This is a genomic window from Paenibacillus sp. YSY-4.3 (assembly GCF_054767475.1).
The window spans coordinates 38,997-54,510 of sequence record NZ_BAABMC010000008.1; the positions used below are offsets into that span (position 1 = coordinate 38,997).

16 protein-coding genes and 1 riboswitch are annotated in these 15,514 nt (G+C 51.6%); of the genes, 5 read left to right on the forward strand and 11 right to left on the reverse strand.

Translation table 11 applies throughout. The annotated features are described in order from the left end of the window. Positions 1–72: 72 nt before the first annotated feature. Complete coding sequence (locus tag ACYUJT_RS20965; RefSeq protein ID WP_460325921.1) at positions 73–396, forward strand: hypothetical protein; 324 nt, start codon at positions 73–75, stop codon at positions 394–396. A 94-nt stretch (positions 397–490) separates the two neighbouring features. Here ACYUJT_RS20965 and ACYUJT_RS20970 read toward each other — a convergent pair whose 3' ends face one another. Together ACYUJT_RS20970 and ACYUJT_RS20975 are read right to left on the reverse strand one after the other, a co-directional pair. Continuing rightward, positions 491–1,531 (reverse strand): C40 family peptidase, encoded by a 1,041-nt coding sequence (locus ACYUJT_RS20970; RefSeq protein WP_460325923.1) that lies wholly within the window; start codon positions 1,529–1,531, stop codon positions 491–493. A 236-nt stretch (positions 1,532–1,767) separates the two neighbouring features. Continuing rightward, positions 1,768–2,640 carry a cation diffusion facilitator family transporter gene (locus ACYUJT_RS20975; RefSeq protein ID WP_460325925.1) on the reverse strand — a complete coding sequence of 291 codons (873 nt, stop codon included), beginning with the start codon at positions 2,638–2,640 and terminating at the stop codon, positions 1,768–1,770. Between the two features lie 194 nt (positions 2,641–2,834). Between ACYUJT_RS20975 and ACYUJT_RS20980 the strand changes: the two genes are divergently transcribed. Then, the gene (locus tag ACYUJT_RS20980; protein ID WP_019637580.1) at positions 2,835–3,020 is read left to right on the forward strand and encodes a hypothetical protein; all 186 of its coding nucleotides are present in this window, start codon (positions 2,835–2,837) and stop codon (positions 3,018–3,020) included. Positions 3,021–3,639: 619 nt separating this feature from the next. Here ACYUJT_RS20980 and ACYUJT_RS20985 read toward each other — a convergent pair. The 6 genes from ACYUJT_RS20985 to ACYUJT_RS21010 all read right to left on the reverse strand — a co-directional run bounded on the left by ACYUJT_RS20985 (position 3,640) and on the right by ACYUJT_RS21010 (position 9,131). Continuing rightward, positions 3,640–5,265 carry an ABC-F family ATP-binding cassette domain-containing protein gene (locus ACYUJT_RS20985; RefSeq protein WP_460325928.1) on the reverse strand — a complete coding sequence of 542 codons (1,626 nt, stop codon included), beginning with the start codon at positions 5,263–5,265 and terminating at the stop codon, positions 3,640–3,642. A gap of 162 nt (positions 5,266–5,427) precedes the next feature. Further along, a complete protein-coding gene (locus ACYUJT_RS20990) occupies positions 5,428–6,378 on the reverse strand; it encodes an MBL fold metallo-hydrolase (RefSeq protein ID WP_460325930.1) in 951 nt (316 codons plus the stop codon). 105 nt (positions 6,379–6,483) lie between these two features. Further along, positions 6,484–6,585: a cytochrome bd oxidase small subunit CydS gene (gene cydS, locus ACYUJT_RS20995; protein ID WP_460325932.1), complete on the reverse strand. Its 102-nt coding sequence runs from the start codon at positions 6,583–6,585 to the stop codon at positions 6,484–6,486. 8 nt (positions 6,586–6,593) lie between these two features. After that, a complete protein-coding gene (locus ACYUJT_RS21000; protein ID WP_460325934.1) occupies positions 6,594–7,625 on the reverse strand; it encodes a cytochrome d ubiquinol oxidase subunit II in 1,032 nt (343 codons plus the stop codon). Next, complete coding sequence (locus tag ACYUJT_RS21005; RefSeq protein WP_460325936.1) at positions 7,622–8,971, reverse strand: cytochrome ubiquinol oxidase subunit I; 1,350 nt, start codon at positions 8,969–8,971, stop codon at positions 7,622–7,624. The genes ACYUJT_RS21000 and ACYUJT_RS21005 overlap by 4 nt, the downstream gene beginning before the upstream one ends. Beyond that, a complete protein-coding gene (locus tag ACYUJT_RS21010; RefSeq protein WP_460325938.1) occupies positions 8,904–9,131 on the reverse strand; it encodes a hypothetical protein in 228 nt (75 codons plus the stop codon). Before ACYUJT_RS21010 ends, ACYUJT_RS21005 begins: the two co-directional genes overlap by 68 nt. A gap of 171 nt (positions 9,132–9,302) precedes the next feature. Between ACYUJT_RS21010 and ACYUJT_RS21015 the strand changes: the two genes are divergently transcribed. Both ACYUJT_RS21015 and ACYUJT_RS21020 read left to right on the forward strand, forming a co-directional pair. Further along, positions 9,303–10,451 carry a virulence factor gene (locus ACYUJT_RS21015; RefSeq protein WP_460326210.1) on the forward strand — a complete coding sequence of 383 codons (1,149 nt, stop codon included), beginning with the start codon at positions 9,303–9,305 and terminating at the stop codon, positions 10,449–10,451. Positions 10,452–10,597: 146 nt separating this feature from the next. Continuing rightward, positions 10,598–10,793: riboswitch (Lysine riboswitch) on the forward strand. Positions 10,794–10,899: 106 nt separating this feature from the next. Continuing rightward, a complete protein-coding gene (locus ACYUJT_RS21020) occupies positions 10,900–12,360 on the forward strand; it encodes an amino acid permease (protein WP_460325940.1) in 1,461 nt (486 codons plus the stop codon). A 107-nt stretch (positions 12,361–12,467) separates the two neighbouring features. On the opposite strand, the gene ACYUJT_RS21025 is transcribed toward ACYUJT_RS21020, so the two are convergent. Beyond that, positions 12,468–13,634 (reverse strand): transglutaminase domain-containing protein, encoded by a 1,167-nt coding sequence (locus ACYUJT_RS21025; protein ID WP_460325942.1) that lies wholly within the window; start codon positions 13,632–13,634, stop codon positions 12,468–12,470. Positions 13,635–13,893: 259 nt separating this feature from the next. On the opposite strand from ACYUJT_RS21025, the gene ACYUJT_RS21030 reads away from it, so the two are divergent. Next, complete coding sequence (locus tag ACYUJT_RS21030) at positions 13,894–14,091, forward strand: hypothetical protein (RefSeq protein ID WP_460325944.1); 198 nt, start codon at positions 13,894–13,896, stop codon at positions 14,089–14,091. A 118-nt stretch (positions 14,092–14,209) separates the two neighbouring features. On the opposite strand, the gene ACYUJT_RS21035 is transcribed toward ACYUJT_RS21030, so the two are convergent. Both ACYUJT_RS21035 and trxB read right to left on the reverse strand, forming a co-directional pair. Beyond that, positions 14,210–14,458 carry a glutaredoxin family protein gene (locus ACYUJT_RS21035; RefSeq protein ID WP_460325946.1) on the reverse strand — a complete coding sequence of 83 codons (249 nt, stop codon included), beginning with the start codon at positions 14,456–14,458 and terminating at the stop codon, positions 14,210–14,212. A gap of 54 nt (positions 14,459–14,512) precedes the next feature. Beyond that, on the reverse strand, positions 14,513–15,460 hold the full coding sequence (trxB, locus tag ACYUJT_RS21040; RefSeq protein WP_460325948.1) for a thioredoxin-disulfide reductase: 948 nt from the start codon (positions 15,458–15,460) through the stop codon (positions 14,513–14,515). Between the last annotated feature and the right edge of the window lie 54 nt (positions 15,461–15,514).

Below are 15,514 nucleotides of genomic sequence, written 5' to 3' on the forward strand. Positions count from 1 at the left end.
TGAAGTTGCTTGATTGTTTATTACATAAGTACGACAAGAATACAACCAAATATATTCAAGGAGGAGTTTCAATTGAAAAAATTTGCAGCTATTACCGCTTCCGTAATTATCTCCACCGCCCTGGCTACCGGAGCCTCAGCAGCTGAAGCCGATCCGGCCGTCCCCGTTCTCGACGAACCACTCATTCAAGCTGAGGACACGGTGATCGCTCCGAATCCGATTGAATTGCTTAGCATTACGAATTTCTATAACGCTCCGAACGGCGATGCGATAAACGCCCTTGCCCCGCAATCAGTGCACCCGACGGGACATATCATCGATGATTGGGTAGAAATATATACTTGGCTCGGCAAAGCCTGGATCTACGTTCCAAACTATGTGCCGGACTATAGCTAATATATAACATAGGAGCATGCCTTAATGCACGAATCGCTCCGCAGAGCCAGGGATTTCCCAGGTTCTGCGGAGCGATTTTTAGTTTGGGGCTAAACTATTGAAGCACGCTGCCCCCGTATAGAAAACGGTGTTCCCACGAGCCGTCGAATTTATCAATCCGGACGCCGCCCGATTTGACGGAATAGGTTTGCAGCAGTTGGCCGTTGCCGATATACATGGCAACATGCGTAATCCGTTCCTTATCCCTGTTGACCCCCGCGTAGGCGGAAGCGGACGAGCCTTTATAGCTCATGAAAAAGACCAAGTCTCCGGCTTTCAGATCGCTAATCCGATAGACTGGCTTGCTGTTCTCCTTGACCCACGCTCCTTGCTTTCGGGAATCAGACGGAAGCGTAATGCCAAGGGCTTCCTTATAAATATGTTTTATAAAATCGGAACAGTCGAAAGTAGCCGTCGTGTTCCGGTTGGATCCGTACTCGTAAGGAGTCCCCAAATACTTCTTCCCTGTTTTGATTACCTTATCTACCTGCTCTTTGATGTTCGCCGGGACGGACGGTTGAGGAGCAGGAGCAGATGCACCGCCGTTCCCTTGGGAAGCCCCACCTTTGGTGAGCTCTATATATTTGCTCGATGAGCTGACATAACCGGTCAGGCCATTCTCGCTCTTCACTTTATAAAATGAATTGTTGGTTTGTTCCAAAATAGTAACGTTGGTGCCTTTTTTCAGCATCGTAATGATTTGCCCGGACGTGGACGGCGCTTTGCGCAGATTCACCCCATAGATGACGCGGCCGCTTTGCTTCGTCTCCGATGACCCCGGTGCAGAGGCCTTACCATTAACGGTGATGTACTTTGGCGCCGAGCTCACATATCCGACATTCCCTCCGGCATCCTTCACCTTATAGAAATAGCTGTTGCTTTCTTCTAGGACTTGAACCGCCGTCCCCTTCTTCAAGAGACCGATAACCTTTCCTGACGTGGACGGCTTGTCCCGCATATTGACGCCAGCCACAATCTGGCCCGTAGTCTGCACGGCGCTCTGAGATGAAGCCGCTGCCGAGGTCAACGCCGGCATGGAAGAATAAATGGATAATGCTATGGCACTGGATAATAAAATAGCCACACTCCGTTTCATTGATGAAAAACCTCCTAGATGTTGTTGGAAATATGGGGTATTCTGTCAATTCCTCCTTTCTTTTAAACTTCTAACCATTATATCCTTTGTCGGCAAATGTCTAAATAAGTCGATTTTCGTGTTATGTATATGATTCAGCTACAAAATACCCAGCAAGCATTCAGAAATTAGGTCTGATATCCTATTTATCTTAAGTGCAAAAAACCGTTAGAGCCTGCATACTCTAACGGTTCTTCCTACGTTCCGGCCTTCGGTTCAACATGGACGTGAACATGCATGACGTTGCGGATACGCCGCATCTGCTCCTCGACGCGATCACTGATTTCGTGGCTCTCAATCACCGTAAGCAGCGGATCTACTTCAATGACGACATCAACCAGCACATGATTGCCATGGACGCGCGCTTTTACATCCCGTATTCCCTCTACACCTTGAATTCTTGAAATGGAGCTCCGCAAATCTCCAAGCTCGCTTTCGTCGAAGCCATCGGTCAACCGATGCGTCGAATCCCTGAAAATATCCCAGGCAGTCTTGCAAATTAACAGCCCGACAGCAAATGCCGCTACGGTGTCCAGCCATGGAAGCCCAAATTGCGCGCCGATAATTCCGATAGCTGCGCCGATACTCACCAATGCATCGGACAAATTATCCTTGGCCGCTGCCATTAGCGCCTGATTGTTGATCTGCTTCGCCAGTCTGCGATTATAGGCATAGACGAGCCACATCGCTGCTGCACTGATCAACGCAACCCCCGCCGAGCGAATATCCGGCTCAGTTTCTGTTCCTGTCACAAGCGAACGAATCGAACCATAAATGACTTGAATCCCCACCATCGCCATAATAAAAGAGGCCACTAAAGCTGCAATCGTCTCCGCCCGCATATGCCCGTAGGCGTGATCGGAATCGGGCGGTTTCTGCGATATGCGAAGTCCGATCAGAACCGCAAGCGAAGCCACGATATCGGTTACGTTGTTGAAGCCATCTGCCAAAAGGGCACTCGATGCAAAGAGATACCCGCAAATTAGTTTGAATGCAGACAGAACCAGGTAAGCGGAAATACTGATCCAGGCCCCCCGCTCTCCTTTGCGTATCTCTTCATAAATGTCCAAATCTGCACCTCCAGCTCCTTCTCTATTTGGTAAATAAAATTTGGTTATATCATCGTAGCAAATGAACTTCGTGTGAGTCTAGAGAAACAGTGTTGCCCCGGGCTAAAGCAAGCGTTATTCATTATTCCCGTTGTCCAATAATTTAAAAACGTATAGAATAAGAGAAACCCCTTTCCCTATAGGAGATGATCGACATGACAGAAAGCAATGAACCGCGGAAAATCGACTTAGCCGAAGCGATGCGCCAGAAGCTGCAGCAGAAAAAACAGCAGCAAGCCGGAGGTAACAAACAAGGGTTCATGGGAACCGAGACCAAAGCAATGAAAAGCCAGAACAATAAAAAGCCGAATAACCAACGGCGCCGTACAGGCGGGTCATAGGAGGAGCAGCTCCAAGACGCAATAGAGGGTGTCCCAAAAGTAAACCTTGGAGCACCCTCATCAGCAAAATAGGATAGAAATCGTAAAAAACCAAGGAGCTAAGCGGCTTGTTCTCGCTTAGCTCCTTGGTTTTTGGCATCAACGGCGGCTGTCTTAAGCTGATAGCAAACCTATTCGAATGCATTGCATGTAGTTTCCTTAAAAAATTACATTCTCATTTGCGAAACGACCAGTTGCCCTTGATGCGACCAAATACGCTCTGCACCTCCCCCTTATGCCGAGCGTGAATCGCGGATTTCACGTTCTAAATGGAATTATAGTAGTTAGTTTCCGCGGTAAAGAAAGAAAAGTAGATTTAAATGGATTTTATGTCTTTAGAAAAAGGGAATTGTCCATCATGGGCGGGATTCTTGATTTTAGGTGCATAAAATCCATCTAATCCATTAAACCATTCGTTTTAGATACATGAATTCCATTTAGTGTCGGACTGCTTATGTCTAACAGTTCCACAGAAATTGGTTCCACAGACTCGGATAGCTTTCTAAAAGAAAGGGGCGCCCCTCAGTCATCTATGATGACTTCTGGGACAACCCCTTCTGCATTTAGCGCAGTTTTGCAATTATTTTTCTTCAGGATACATTTGCTTGCGCAGATTTTGAATTTCTTCGCTCTCCAAGTATTCGTCGTAGGTCATAACGCGGTCTATGATGCCGTTTGGCGTAATTTCAATAATCCGGTTGGCAATCGTCTGGATGAACTGATGGTCATGAGACGTAAACAGAATCGTACCGTCGAAATCGATCAAGCCGTTATTCAGTGCCGTAATGGACTCCAAGTCCAAGTGGTTCGTCGGCTCGTCAAATACCAGCACGTTCGCGCCGTTCAGCATCATTTTCGCCAGCATACAACGAACCTTCTCGCCCCCGGACAGCACGCTCGCCTTCTTCAGCGCCTCTTCCCCGGAGAACAGCATCCGGCCCAAAAAGCCGCGAAGGAAAGTCTCATCCTGGTCATTCGAATATTCACGCAGCCATTCAACCAGATTAAGGTTGACGCCGTCGAAATATTTAGAGTTATCCTTAGGGAAATACGCCTGTGACGTCGTTACGCCCCAGCTGTACTCTCCAGCGTCCGCTTCCAGTTCGCCCATGACGACTTGGAAGAAGGTCGTCTTCGCCAGACCGTTCGGCCCGACAAAAGCGATTTTGTCGCCTTTATTTACGACAAAGCTGAGGTTGTCGAATACCTTCTCGCCTTCCACCGTCTTAGTCAAGCCGTCGACGCTCAGAAGCTGCTTGCCTGCCTCGCGCTCAGACTTAAAGTGCAGGAACGGATATTTCCGGTTCGAAGGACGGATATCGTCGAGCGTGATTTTGTCCAGCTGCTTCTTCCGGGATGTAGCCTGCTTCGATTTCGAAGCATTCGCGGAGAAACGCTGAATAAACGCTTGAAGCTCTTTGATTTTCTCTTCCTTCTTCTTGTTCGCATCACGCTGCAGCGCCAACGCCAATTGACTGGATTCATACCAGAAATCATAGTTGCCGACATAGAGCTGAATTTTGCCGAAGTCGATGTCCGCGATATGCGTACAGACCTTATTCAAGAAGTGACGGTCGTGGGATACGACGATAACTGTGCCCTCATAGTCCATGAGGAAATTCTCAAGCCATTGGATCGATTCCAAATCCAAATGGTTAGTCGGCTCATCCAGCAGCAGGTTGTTCGGACGTCCGAACAAAGCTTGGGCAAGCAATACCCGTACCTTCTCGTTGCCGCTCAGCTCAGCCATCTTCTTATCATGAAGATCGCGTGGAATTCCGAGCCCGATCAAGAGCGCAGCCGCATCCGGCTCCGCATCCCAGCCGTTCAGCTCCGCGAACTCCCCTTCCAGCTCCCCAGCCCGCATGCCATCCTCTTCGGAGAAATCCGCCTTGGCATACAGGGCATCCTTCTCCTTCATGATGGAATACAGACGGGTATGCCCCATGATCACCGTCTCCAGCACAGGGTACTCGTCATATTCGTAATGGTTCTGCTTCAGCACCGCAAGGCGCTCGTTCGGAGTCATATGCACTTCGCCTTGGTTCGCCTCGATCTCTCCGGACAAGATTTTGAGGAAGGTCGATTTACCCGCCCCGTTCGCGCCGATGAGGCCGTAGCAGTTCCCCGGCGTAAACTTTATATTCACATCTTCAAAAAGTGCTCGTTTTCCATAGCGGAGCGTTACACCAGTAGTACTTATCATTTCGGCATTACCATCCTTTATAAATATTACACACTGGTCAACATTATAGCATAAATCATGGCGGCCCGCCCCAGTCGAAAACGATTTGCCCACAAAAAAAAGACGCACGGCGCGTGCGTCTTTTGCAGCCTCTGCTTACCCGGCGGTCTTATCCGGAGTCCGCTAGCCGCTACCCGGATAACGAAGCGTCTCACCGTGAAGCAGGATCTTAATGGCCTCTTCTGCGATTCCCCGTCGCTTCCGGTCCGCATCCAAACGATCGAGCGCCTCACGCGCGGTATCATCAGCAAGCCGAAACGTTCCATAATGCATCGGAATCATCAGCTTAGCCTTCACATCGAGGAACGCCTGCAGCGCTTCCTCCGGGGTCGTATGCTGTGAGGTCATGAACCACTCCGGCTCATAAGCTCCGATCGGCATTAAGGCCACATCGATTTTGTAGCGCTTGCCGATTTCCTCGAAGCCGCGAAAATAACCGCTGTCGCCAGCGAAATAAACGACATGCTCCTGCTGCCCTTCATCTACTCTCGCCGGTTCTAAGACATATCCGCCCCAATGCGACGTGTTCGTATCGAACGGCGTCCGCCGCGTCCAATGCTGGGTCGGCACAAACGAAATTTTGGCGTCGCCGATCTCCAGATGCTCCCACCAGCTCAGCTCGTGAACGCGCTTAAACCCTTTGCGCCGCAATTTGCGCCCTAGGCCGATCGGCACGATTAGCTCGGTGTTTGCCCCATACAGCCTGCGGATGGAAGGTATATGCATATGATCATAATGGGAATGGGAAATGAGAATGACATCAAGCTCCGGCACGTCGGCAATCGGTATTCCCGGCGTTCCAAGCCTGCGCTGAAATCCCATTCGCCCAGCCCAGACGGGATCGGTTACGATATTCAGGCCTTTGTATTGAATCAGGAACGTAGCGTGGCCTATCCAGGTCACGGTAAGCTCGGTTGTATTGGCCTGCAAAAAATCAAGCTGCGGCGTAGAGTTCGGAATGATGTAGGTATAATCTTTCTTCTTGCTGCGCCGCTCCTCCCGCCACTGTCTGAACTGCTTTAAGGTTTTGTCGGTGTTGACGTTGTCGATGTTCGTATAGCGTTTCTTGGCCATGCTTGAGGATTCCCTCCTTCTATCTCCCCTCCAGTTTGTTCTTTGCGCTTCTTATTTTATTATACCTAGAACATATACACCCGTAAAAGCAAAGGATTAATCAAATTAATCAGTAGGGTCTTTGTAGCGGTAGGCGTAAACGAATAAAAACACGACCGCGGCGATAATAACCAGCTGCGGTGCCCCCATCATCAAGAAATGCTCCATGGCTTAGCTCACCCCTTCTTCGGCGATCCTCCCCGAATGTATTTGGCATCGAATAGAAACAAGCGCATCAGCAGCACAAGCGAAGGGACCAGAATGAATAGGCCGGCAATGAACGCCGTGATTAGCGCCACCGCCATCGTTTCGTTCGTGAAGCCCTCGTAAATGCTTACCTGCTTAAAGAGGATATACGGCAAATGGGACCGCCCATATCCGTACCAGGCAAAGCCGAATTGCAGCATGACGAGCAGAAAGGACCAGCCTAGACGGTTTCTTTTCCAAACGAAATAGATGGCGAGCAGAAAGCACAGGAACGATGCGATAAACATCCAGGCAATGCTGAGCATATTTTGGAAATGCTCGGGATTATGCCGATTGATCTGAAAAAAAGCCAGCACGGAAGCGATGATCGTGGGCGCGCTCCACATAAGCGCATATCCTCGCAGCACTTCAAACGCTAGGCGGTCGCCTGCTTTCTTTGCGTAATAGGTCAAGAACATGGCAGAAATGTACAGCACGGAGACGAGCGCCAGCACAATGACGGACCAAGTGTAGGTACTAGCGAAGAACCTCGCCCAGTCGAGGATAACATGGCCGCCCTCTTCCCGGATGATGCCGCCTTCCGATATCGCCAGCACCGTCGATAACGCCGCTGGGATCAGCAATCCCGTCGCCCCGTAGATCGCCATATAAACTTTGTTATCTTCCTTGCTGCTCCCGTAGGTGTTATAGGCATAATAAGCGCCGCGAAGCCCCAGCAGCACCGTGGCCAAACTGCCCGGTACCAGCAGGGCTGTGCCGTAGTAATACGCCGATATCGGAAAGAAGCCGACAAGGCCGACGACGAAGAAGATCAGGAATACGTTCGTCACTTCCCAGACCGGGGAAAGATAGCGCTGAATGATATGGTGCACCCTGTTCTTCTGCCCGGTAATGACGCTGTAATAGCTGAAGAAGCCGGCTCCGAAATCGATCGATGCCACGATCAAATAACCGAATAGAAACGTCCAGAGCACCGTAATTCCGATGATTTCGTAGCTCATCCCTGACCCCCTTCCTCGATTCCCCGCTCTCTCATTTCCGAGAACACGTCTTTATTGCGGAAAAGCTTGGCTAATACGTAAACGCATGATACGCAAAGGACGAGATACAAAATGATGAACAACAGGAGCATCGAGCCGACATTCGGTGAAGTCGTCGCCGCATCGGCAACTCTCATGTAGCCTCGAACAATCCACGGCTGCCGCCCGATTTCGGCGAACATCCAGCCGAGCTCAATCGACACCATCGCGAACGGCCCCAGCGTAAGGATGCCGATCAGCAGCCATTTCGGATAGCCCTTATTGCGGCCCGGCAGCCAGCGGCGCAGCAGGAACAGGAACGGAATGAGCACAAGCAGCATGCCGAGCGTTACCTTCATATCGAACATGTAGTGAATGAGCAGCGGCGGCCACTCGTCTTTGGGGTATTCCTTAAGGCCGATCACTTTGGTGCTCGGGGTGCTGCCGGCTAGTATGCTCAGCGCATAAGGAATCCGCAGCGCATATTTCACCTCATCGTTCTCACCCAGAATCCCTCCGTAAATGAGGGGAGCCCTCTCCATCGTCTCAAAGTGCCATTCCGCCGCCGCCAGCTTCTCCGGCTGGTACTTCGCGAGAAATTTACCCGAGAAGTCCCCGATGACCGCCGTGGATACCGCAAAGACGAACGCGCATGTCACCGTGAGCTTGAGCGCTTTTTTGAAATAAGGGTGGTTGCGCCCCTTGAGCAAGCTATAGGCAGCAATGCCCGCCAGCAGCCCGGAGCTCATCGTCAGCGAGGACGCCAGAACATGCGATACCTTGGTCGGCGTAGCCGGATTGAACATCGCTCTTAGCGGGTTAATATTCGTGAAGACGCCGTTCTCCAGTGTGAACCCCTGGGGCGTATTCATGAAGGCATTGACCGTGGTAATGAAAAACGCCGAGGAGAATGCCCCAAGCACGACCGGAATCAACAGCAGCAGATGCAGGATCGGCCGTCTGAACCGCTCCCATGTATACAAATATATGCCGAGAAATATCGCTTCGACAAAGAAGGCAAAAGTCTCCATAAACAGCGGAAGCGCAATCGCCTGCCCGGCTACCCGCATGAAGCTGGGCCATAGCAGGCTGAGCTGCAGGCCAATCGATGTGCCCGTAACAACACCGACTGCCACGGAAATAACGAATCCGCGGGCCCATCTCCGGGCGAGCAGAGAATAATGCGGGTCTTTATGCGTAATCCCCCTCCATTCGGCCAAAGCGATGATGAGCGGGACGCCTACCCCGATCGAGGCGAAATTAATATGTACAAACAATGTAAGGCCGGTTAGAATCCGGCTCAATGTGACTGGGTCCATAGAGAACATGGGTCTGGCTTGGCTCCCTTCTCGTCATAATCCAGCGGCCGGGTTCCGGCTCCGCTGGCGCGCCCAAATACCGGAAAGCGCTCTTGATGGTGGCATACAGCATAATGACCGCTACGATGAAGCAGACGAGGATAAGTATCCGTTCCTGGCGGTGATACATAATAACGATACGCCTCCCCTTTGAATCGATTCGTCTACTTGTATTGTGCCGCCCGGATTCCTTTTTATTCCTGACTGGTCCTGGGTATGCCGTTCTTCCGTAGCTTGTTTCCGAGGCTTGGGTAAACCTCTTCCTTGATGTACAATAAATTGAAAGGAGTGTGAACAAATGATGAAAATTGTATTTATCGAACCAACGCCGAGCCCGAACACGATGAAGCTCCATCTGAGCGAAAGTCTGGAGCCGGGCATCCGCAAAACATATACGCTAGACAATGAACGCTCAGCTCCGTCCTGGATTGCAAAAATGCTGCATATCCCCGGTGTGAAAAGCGTCTTTCATACCGCCGATTTCGTCGCTCTCGACCGGAAGGGCAATGCGGATTGGTCGGCGATTTTGGCCGAGGTCCAAACCCAATTCGGCCAGGAGGGTATTGCTTCCGCATGGGAGCAAAGCGATTCGGAGGCGGCGCAAGGCTATGGCGAAGCGCAGGTCTTCGTGCAGTTCTTCCGCAGCATCCCGATGCAGATCCGCGTGAAATCCGGAAACCAGGAGGAGCGGATCGGCCTGAGCGACCGCTTCGTGGCGGCGGTGACCGAGGTGTCCAGCGCCACGCTGATCAAAGAGCGCAAGCTGACCGATTACGGCGTGCGTTACGGCGAACTGGCGGATATCGCCCGCGAGGTAGAGCAAGAGCTGGAAGCGGCCTACCCGCCGGAGCGGCTGCAGGCGCTCGTGGCGCAGGCGATCGAGCACGGCAGCAGCGAGGGTGAATTCATCGAGCAGCGCCGCGAACTTAGCCTGGACGAGGTGCGCGAGCAGATGCAAAGCGACGACTGGCGCGTTCGCTACGCAGGCCTGGAGGCGCTGAAGCCGGAGGCCGAAGCGCTGCAATTGCTAGCCGAAGCGCTTAGCGACAAGCAAATGCAGGTGCGGCGCTTAGCCGTCGTCTACCTTGGCGATATCGGCAAGCCGGCCATGGACCTGCTCTATGAGGCGCTGCGCGATAAGTCCGCCGCGGTACGCCGCACGGCAGGCGATACGCTGTCCGACATCGGCGACCCGGCGGCGACGCAGGCGATGATTGCCGCGCTGCAGGATTCGAGCAAGCTCGTTCGCTGGCGGGCGGCCCGCTTCCTCTACGAAGTCGGCACCGATGATGCGCGCGACGCGCTCCGCGCTGCCTCGGATGACCCGGAATTCGAGGTTGGCCTTCAGGCGCGGATGGCGCTTGAGCGGATCGAATCCGGAGAGCAGGCTGCGGGCACGATCTGGCAGCAAATGGCGCAGCATAGGCAGAACAGCGCGAAGGACGCCTAATTGCCTGATTCCAGTTGCTCCGTTTGATCAATTGGCTTGTCGCATAATGCCGATGTCAATAATTGATCATTGTCCTTGGCAGGCCGCTGTTATATACTGAGTAATCATTTAATCTGACAATTTAATAAGAACCTCATCGGCATTTCGGGTGAGGTAGAGGTCGCGATGTTGATCAGTACGTCCGGGGAGGCATGGAAGCCGCCGATGAACCGGATGGGAAGGCAGCATCGCCGAAGCGTGGACGTCCTGCTTCCAATAGACGGACATGCTGGGGCTGTTGCCGAAAGGGACAGAACTGTCACGGCTGACTCCTGCGGGAAGCCGTGTTGTGCTATCTTGAAGATTGTTTATGGGGATCACGGTATAACGATAAGACCGCGGAACCTTTCCGGCGGTCTTTTGCTTTTGTATTATTTATTTTTTATTTGAGAGGATGCAGATACGGATTATGGGCAGCAACAAAACAACGACAAATCAGTTAAATCGAGGACTCAAAGCCCGCCATATGACGATGATCGCCCTCGGCGGGTCAATTGGGACAGGATTATTTCTCGCCAGTGGAGGAGCGATTGCTTCGGCAGGCCCCGGCGGTGCCCTTCTTGCTTACGTTGCCGTCGGAATTATGGTTTATTTCCTTATGACGAGCCTGGGCGAGCTGGCTACGTATATGCCGGACTCGGGCTCGTTCGAGACTTACGCCTCGCGCTTCGTCGATCCGTCCCTGGGCTTCGCCATGGGCTGGAATTTCTGGTACAACTGGGCCATAACGATTGCCGCCGAGCTGTCGGCTGCAACGCTGATTATTAAATACTGGTTTCCGGACAGCTCATCCCTATTGTGGAGCGTTCTGTTCCTTGCGCTCATTCTGGGTCTCAATTTATTATCTGTTAAAGGATACGGCGAATCGGAGTATTGGTTTGCCACCATTAAGGTAGCGGTAGTCATTATATTTTTGGCGATCGGCGTGCTGATGATATTCGGCATCATCGGCGGCGAAGCGGTCGGCTTCAAGAATTTCACGATCGGCGACGCGCCGTTCCACGGCGGATTCTTCGCCTTCCTCGGCGTATTTATGGCCGCAGGCTTCTCCTTCCAGGGAACGGAAATGGTCGGCGTCGCCGCCGGCGAAAGCGACAATCCGCGGGAACATGTTCCCCGTGCGATCCGTCAAGTATTTTGGCGCATCCTTATTTTTTATATTTTGGCGATCTTCGTCATCAGCTTGCTCATTCCTTACACAAATCCCAATTTGCTGAAGGATGGCATCGAGAGCATCGGCGTCAGCCCATTTACGCTCGTCTTCGAGAAAGCCGGATTGGCTTTTGCTGCCTCGGTGATGAATGCGGTCATTCTCTCTTCGGTTCTGTCAGCGGGCAATTCCGGTATGTATGCGTCCTCCCGCGTTCTGTACTCGCTGGCCAAGCGGGGCAAAGCACCGAAGTTCCTCGCCCGGCTCAGCCGCCGGGGACTGCCGATCAATGCGCTGCTGCTGACGACGCTAGTCGGAATGACCGCCTTCCTGGCCTCCCTATTCGGAGACGGAATCGTGTATACGTGGCTGCTTAACGCCTCGGGCATGTGCGGATTTATTACCTGGCTCGGCATCGCTATTAGCCATTACCGCTTCCGGCGGGCCTATGTTGCCCAAGGCAAAGACTTGAACGATCTTCCCTATAAGGCAAAATGGTTCCCGTTTGGTCCGATCTTTGCTTTTGTGCTCTGTATCGTTGTCATCCTGGGGCAAAATCTGTCGGCCTTCACCGGTGGGCGGATCGATTGGTACGGCGTCGTCGTGTCGTATATCAGTGTTCCCTTGTTCCTGAGCATCTGGCTCGGGTACAAATGGACGAAACGCACCAAAGTCATTCCCTTGCAGGAGTGCGAGCTGGAGCCGCCGGCAAGAAAATAATAATCCGTCTATACGTGTAAAAAGGAGCTGCCCCAAAGTAGATTGCCCTACTTGGGAACAGCTCCTTTTTTTATATAAATATATGAACTCAAAAATGCCTATCTATCTCATTTATTCTCCCAATGAATCTCGACCCGCAAATCATTGGTTCCTTCCAGCGGCTCAGCCAAATAAGAGATATTCTTAAGGCCAAGCTCAAGTTCATACAGGCTTCCCAAATGATCGACAAGCTGCCGCTCCGAACCGGCATATCGGATCGTTACGGTCTGCTGTTTGCTGGCGACCGCCTGCTTGACCCGAGTCTGAACTCCTTGGGCCGTGCTGAGGGCAGCATCCGGACGATACAGCGTATATTCCAGCTGGTTTTCCAGCTCCTGTAGCCCCGCAGCCGCCTGGCCGCCTGCAGCGATCAGCGATCCGAGCGTCTGACGATAGGATTGCTTGGCGGCCGGATATACGTTATTCCAGGTGTGCGTCTTTCTCATCTGCTCGTCCGTCCGCATGTAATAGCCGTATTTAACGACACCCGGCATGTCCGGGGCAGGATCATCCCACGTCGTGTCGAGATGGTACCATTGTCCCCCCAAATATACGAGGTTCCAGGCGTGCAGCTGGCCGCCCGCGCTGCCTTCGACGATTCGATTGTTGATTCCCGCCTGCTGCAGGAGCTTATATGTTAACAGCGTATATCCCTGGCATACCGCTTCGCCTGTCTTCAAGCCTTCATATGCGGTGTATTTCTGCAAATTTTCATCATATTTCATATTCAACACGACATAATCGTGAATCACTTTAATTTTCTGATGATCATTCATGCCTGGCTTCAGAATTTCTTTCAGAATCGCCTTTACCCGTTCGTCAACGTAGGCCGACTGCTCCGCCGTCTCCCGGTAGTATATTTGGAAAGTGATCTTGGCCGAACCGGAGGTTCCTTTCCAAGAATATGTATAACGGTCAACGACATACTTGGTGTAAGGATCGCTCTCCAGCGCCCCGTTCACGGCTTCCTTCAAAATATCCTTCAGATTGCTAGTCGCGCCCTGATATTTCAAAGTGATGGTCGTTTGCCTAGCTCCCATAAGCTCGGCTAGTGTGGATTGAAGCTCCTTTGAAGTGGTTACGGCTACGTTCTCTGCAGCTATCTCCGACTTCGCGTATGCTTCGCTATAACCGACGCCCGGCGGTACGGCACCAAACACAATAGCACTTGCGATCCCAGCCGTAATCCATCGTTTTGCGATTTGCTGCTTCATCATCTCCCAACCCTTCTGCATAAAATATACAATTCCCGTTAGTTCAAGCTCATTGTAACATAACCTAAAATGAAAAGGGCTTCTAGTTTTGTCGAATCCTCCGTCTCATACCCCTGCCTGCAGCCCGTTACCAGCCAAACAAAAAAGACGCTAAAATGCCTTATTTCCCTATACGATTTCCTTTTAAATGGATAGCAGTTTAGGTATAATATAAAACATGCTAATAATGTGATAAATATCATTGCGCAATCAGCCATATTAGAAACGGAGAGACAAATATATGACTATAGTAAATATATCGGACATTTCCGTTGAACTTTTTATTACTGTGATGTTTTTCATCCTGATCATTGCCCCATTAGGCAGCTTGGGTTTGCTGCGCCTGTTCCAAGGACGGAAGAAGAGCGGGCTCATCCTGATCGGCAGCGGAATCGCCAGCTATATCGTATTTCAGCTTGTTGTCGGCTTGTTTGTCTGACAAAACTTACAACATCGTCTTCGCATCTATGGAATATAAGAGGAGAACGGGCAATCCGTTCTCCTCTTCTTGTTCTTCATTATAATCGATTCGACATATTCGACGTGTTGCTTCAAGTTCAAGCCCGAAGCAAAGCTTGCTCTGCCAGCGCCTTGTCGAGCTGGATTTTGTTCAATCCAAGAATGCGCTGCTCGCCAATGACCGTTACCGGAACGACTTGTATCCCCATATCCAATACCTGCTGAGAGAACTCCTTGTTTCTCTGCACGTTGCGCTCCTCGTAAGTTACGCCCTGCTCCGCAAGATAGCTCTTGACCCGATGGCAGTTCGGACAATTCGTGCTCGTATATACGATAACTTGACTCATATGATTTCTCCTATTTCCCTACCCGGGTTATCTATCTATCTATCTATTTATCGATTATTTCGTCGCAGTTGCTGCCTCATGCTCTAGGCTTTCTATGAATTTCTCGCTGTCGATCGCTGCCATACAGCCGCTTCCCGCAGCCGTAATAGCCTGGCGGTAACGGGTATCCTGAACGTCGCCGCAAGCGAACACGCCCGGTACGTTCGTCTCGGATGTTCCCGGCTTCACCACGATATAACCGTTCTCGTCCGTATCAATCTGACCGCCCAGGAAGCCCGTATTCGGATGGTGCCCAATGGCTACGAATACGCCGCTGGCCGGGATAATTTCCTCTTCTCCGGTCGCGTTATTGCGCACTTTAAGGCCGGTTACGCCCACATCGTTCGTCAGAACTTCAATCGGCGTGCGGTTCAGCGCCCATTCCACCTTATCATTGGCGCGCACACGGTCCTGCATAATCTTCGAGCCGCGCAGTTCGTCACGACGATGAACCAGCGTTACCTTGGAGGCGAACCTCGTCAAGAAGCCCGCTTCTTCCAGTGCGGAGTCTCCGCCGCCAATGACGATGATTTCCTTCCCGCGGAAGAAAAAACCGTCGCAGGTTGCACAGGTGCTCACGCCGCGGCCCACATTGTCCTGCTCGCCCGGAATCCCGAGATATTTAGCTGTCGCTCCCGTCGAAATAACCAGGGTCTCGGATACCAATTCCCCGATGCCTTCCACTTGAAGCTTGAATGGACGGCTGCTCATATCCACCGAGTTCACCCATCCCATACGGAATTCAGCGCCAAATCGCTCTGCCTGCTTGCGCATGTTATCCATCAGCTCAGGCCCCATGATTCCTTCCGGAAAACCAGGAAAGTTCTCTACGTCCGTCGTTGTCGTCAGTTGGCCGCCAGGCTGGGGTCCTTCAATAACGAGCGGCTTCAAATTCGCTCGGGCCAGGTAAATCGCAGCTGTCAGCCCCGCCGGGCCCGTTCCGATAATAATAGATTTATACATAATATAACATCCTCCTTCAAGGCAATTTATCACGAGTACTGCAAACCTATTTAT

Excerpts from the sequence above, each read along its gene's own strand:
- ACYUJT_RS20970 (WP_460325923.1), bottom strand. The coding sequence starts at position 1,531 with ATGAAACGGAGTGTGGCTATTTTATTATCCAGTGCCATAGCATTATCC.
- ACYUJT_RS20980 (WP_019637580.1), top strand. The coding sequence starts at position 2,835 with ATGACAGAAAGCAATGAACCGCGGAAAATCGACTTAGCCGAAGCGATG.
- ACYUJT_RS20985 (WP_460325928.1), bottom strand. The coding sequence starts at position 5,265 with ATGATAAGTACTACTGGTGTAACGCTCCGCTATGGAAAACGAGCACTT.
- ACYUJT_RS20990 (WP_460325930.1), bottom strand. The coding sequence starts at position 6,378 with ATGGCCAAGAAACGCTATACGAACATCGACAACGTCAACACCGACAAA.
- cydS (WP_460325932.1), bottom strand. The coding sequence starts at position 6,585 with ATGGAGCATTTCTTGATGATGGGGGCACCGCAGCTGGTTATTATCGCC.
- ACYUJT_RS21000 (WP_460325934.1), bottom strand. The coding sequence starts at position 7,625 with ATGAGCTACGAAATCATCGGAATTACGGTGCTCTGGACGTTTCTATTC.
- ACYUJT_RS21005 (WP_460325936.1), bottom strand. The coding sequence starts at position 8,971 with ATGTTCTCTATGGACCCAGTCACATTGAGCCGGATTCTAACCGGCCTT.
- ACYUJT_RS21010 (WP_460325938.1), bottom strand. The coding sequence starts at position 9,131 with ATGTATCACCGCCAGGAACGGATACTTATCCTCGTCTGCTTCATCGTA.
- ACYUJT_RS21015 (WP_460326210.1), top strand. The coding sequence starts at position 9,303 with ATGAAAATTGTATTTATCGAACCAACGCCGAGCCCGAACACGATGAAG.
- ACYUJT_RS21020 (WP_460325940.1), top strand. The coding sequence starts at position 10,900 with ATGGGCAGCAACAAAACAACGACAAATCAGTTAAATCGAGGACTCAAA.
- ACYUJT_RS21025 (WP_460325942.1), bottom strand. The coding sequence starts at position 13,634 with ATGCAGAAGGGTTGGGAGATGATGAAGCAGCAAATCGCAAAACGATGG.
- ACYUJT_RS21030 (WP_460325944.1), top strand. The coding sequence starts at position 13,894 with ATGACTATAGTAAATATATCGGACATTTCCGTTGAACTTTTTATTACT.
- ACYUJT_RS21035 (WP_460325946.1), bottom strand. The coding sequence starts at position 14,458 with ATGAGTCAAGTTATCGTATATACGAGCACGAATTGTCCGAACTGCCAT.
- trxB (WP_460325948.1), bottom strand. The coding sequence starts at position 15,460 with ATGTATAAATCTATTATTATCGGAACGGGCCCGGCGGGGCTGACAGCT.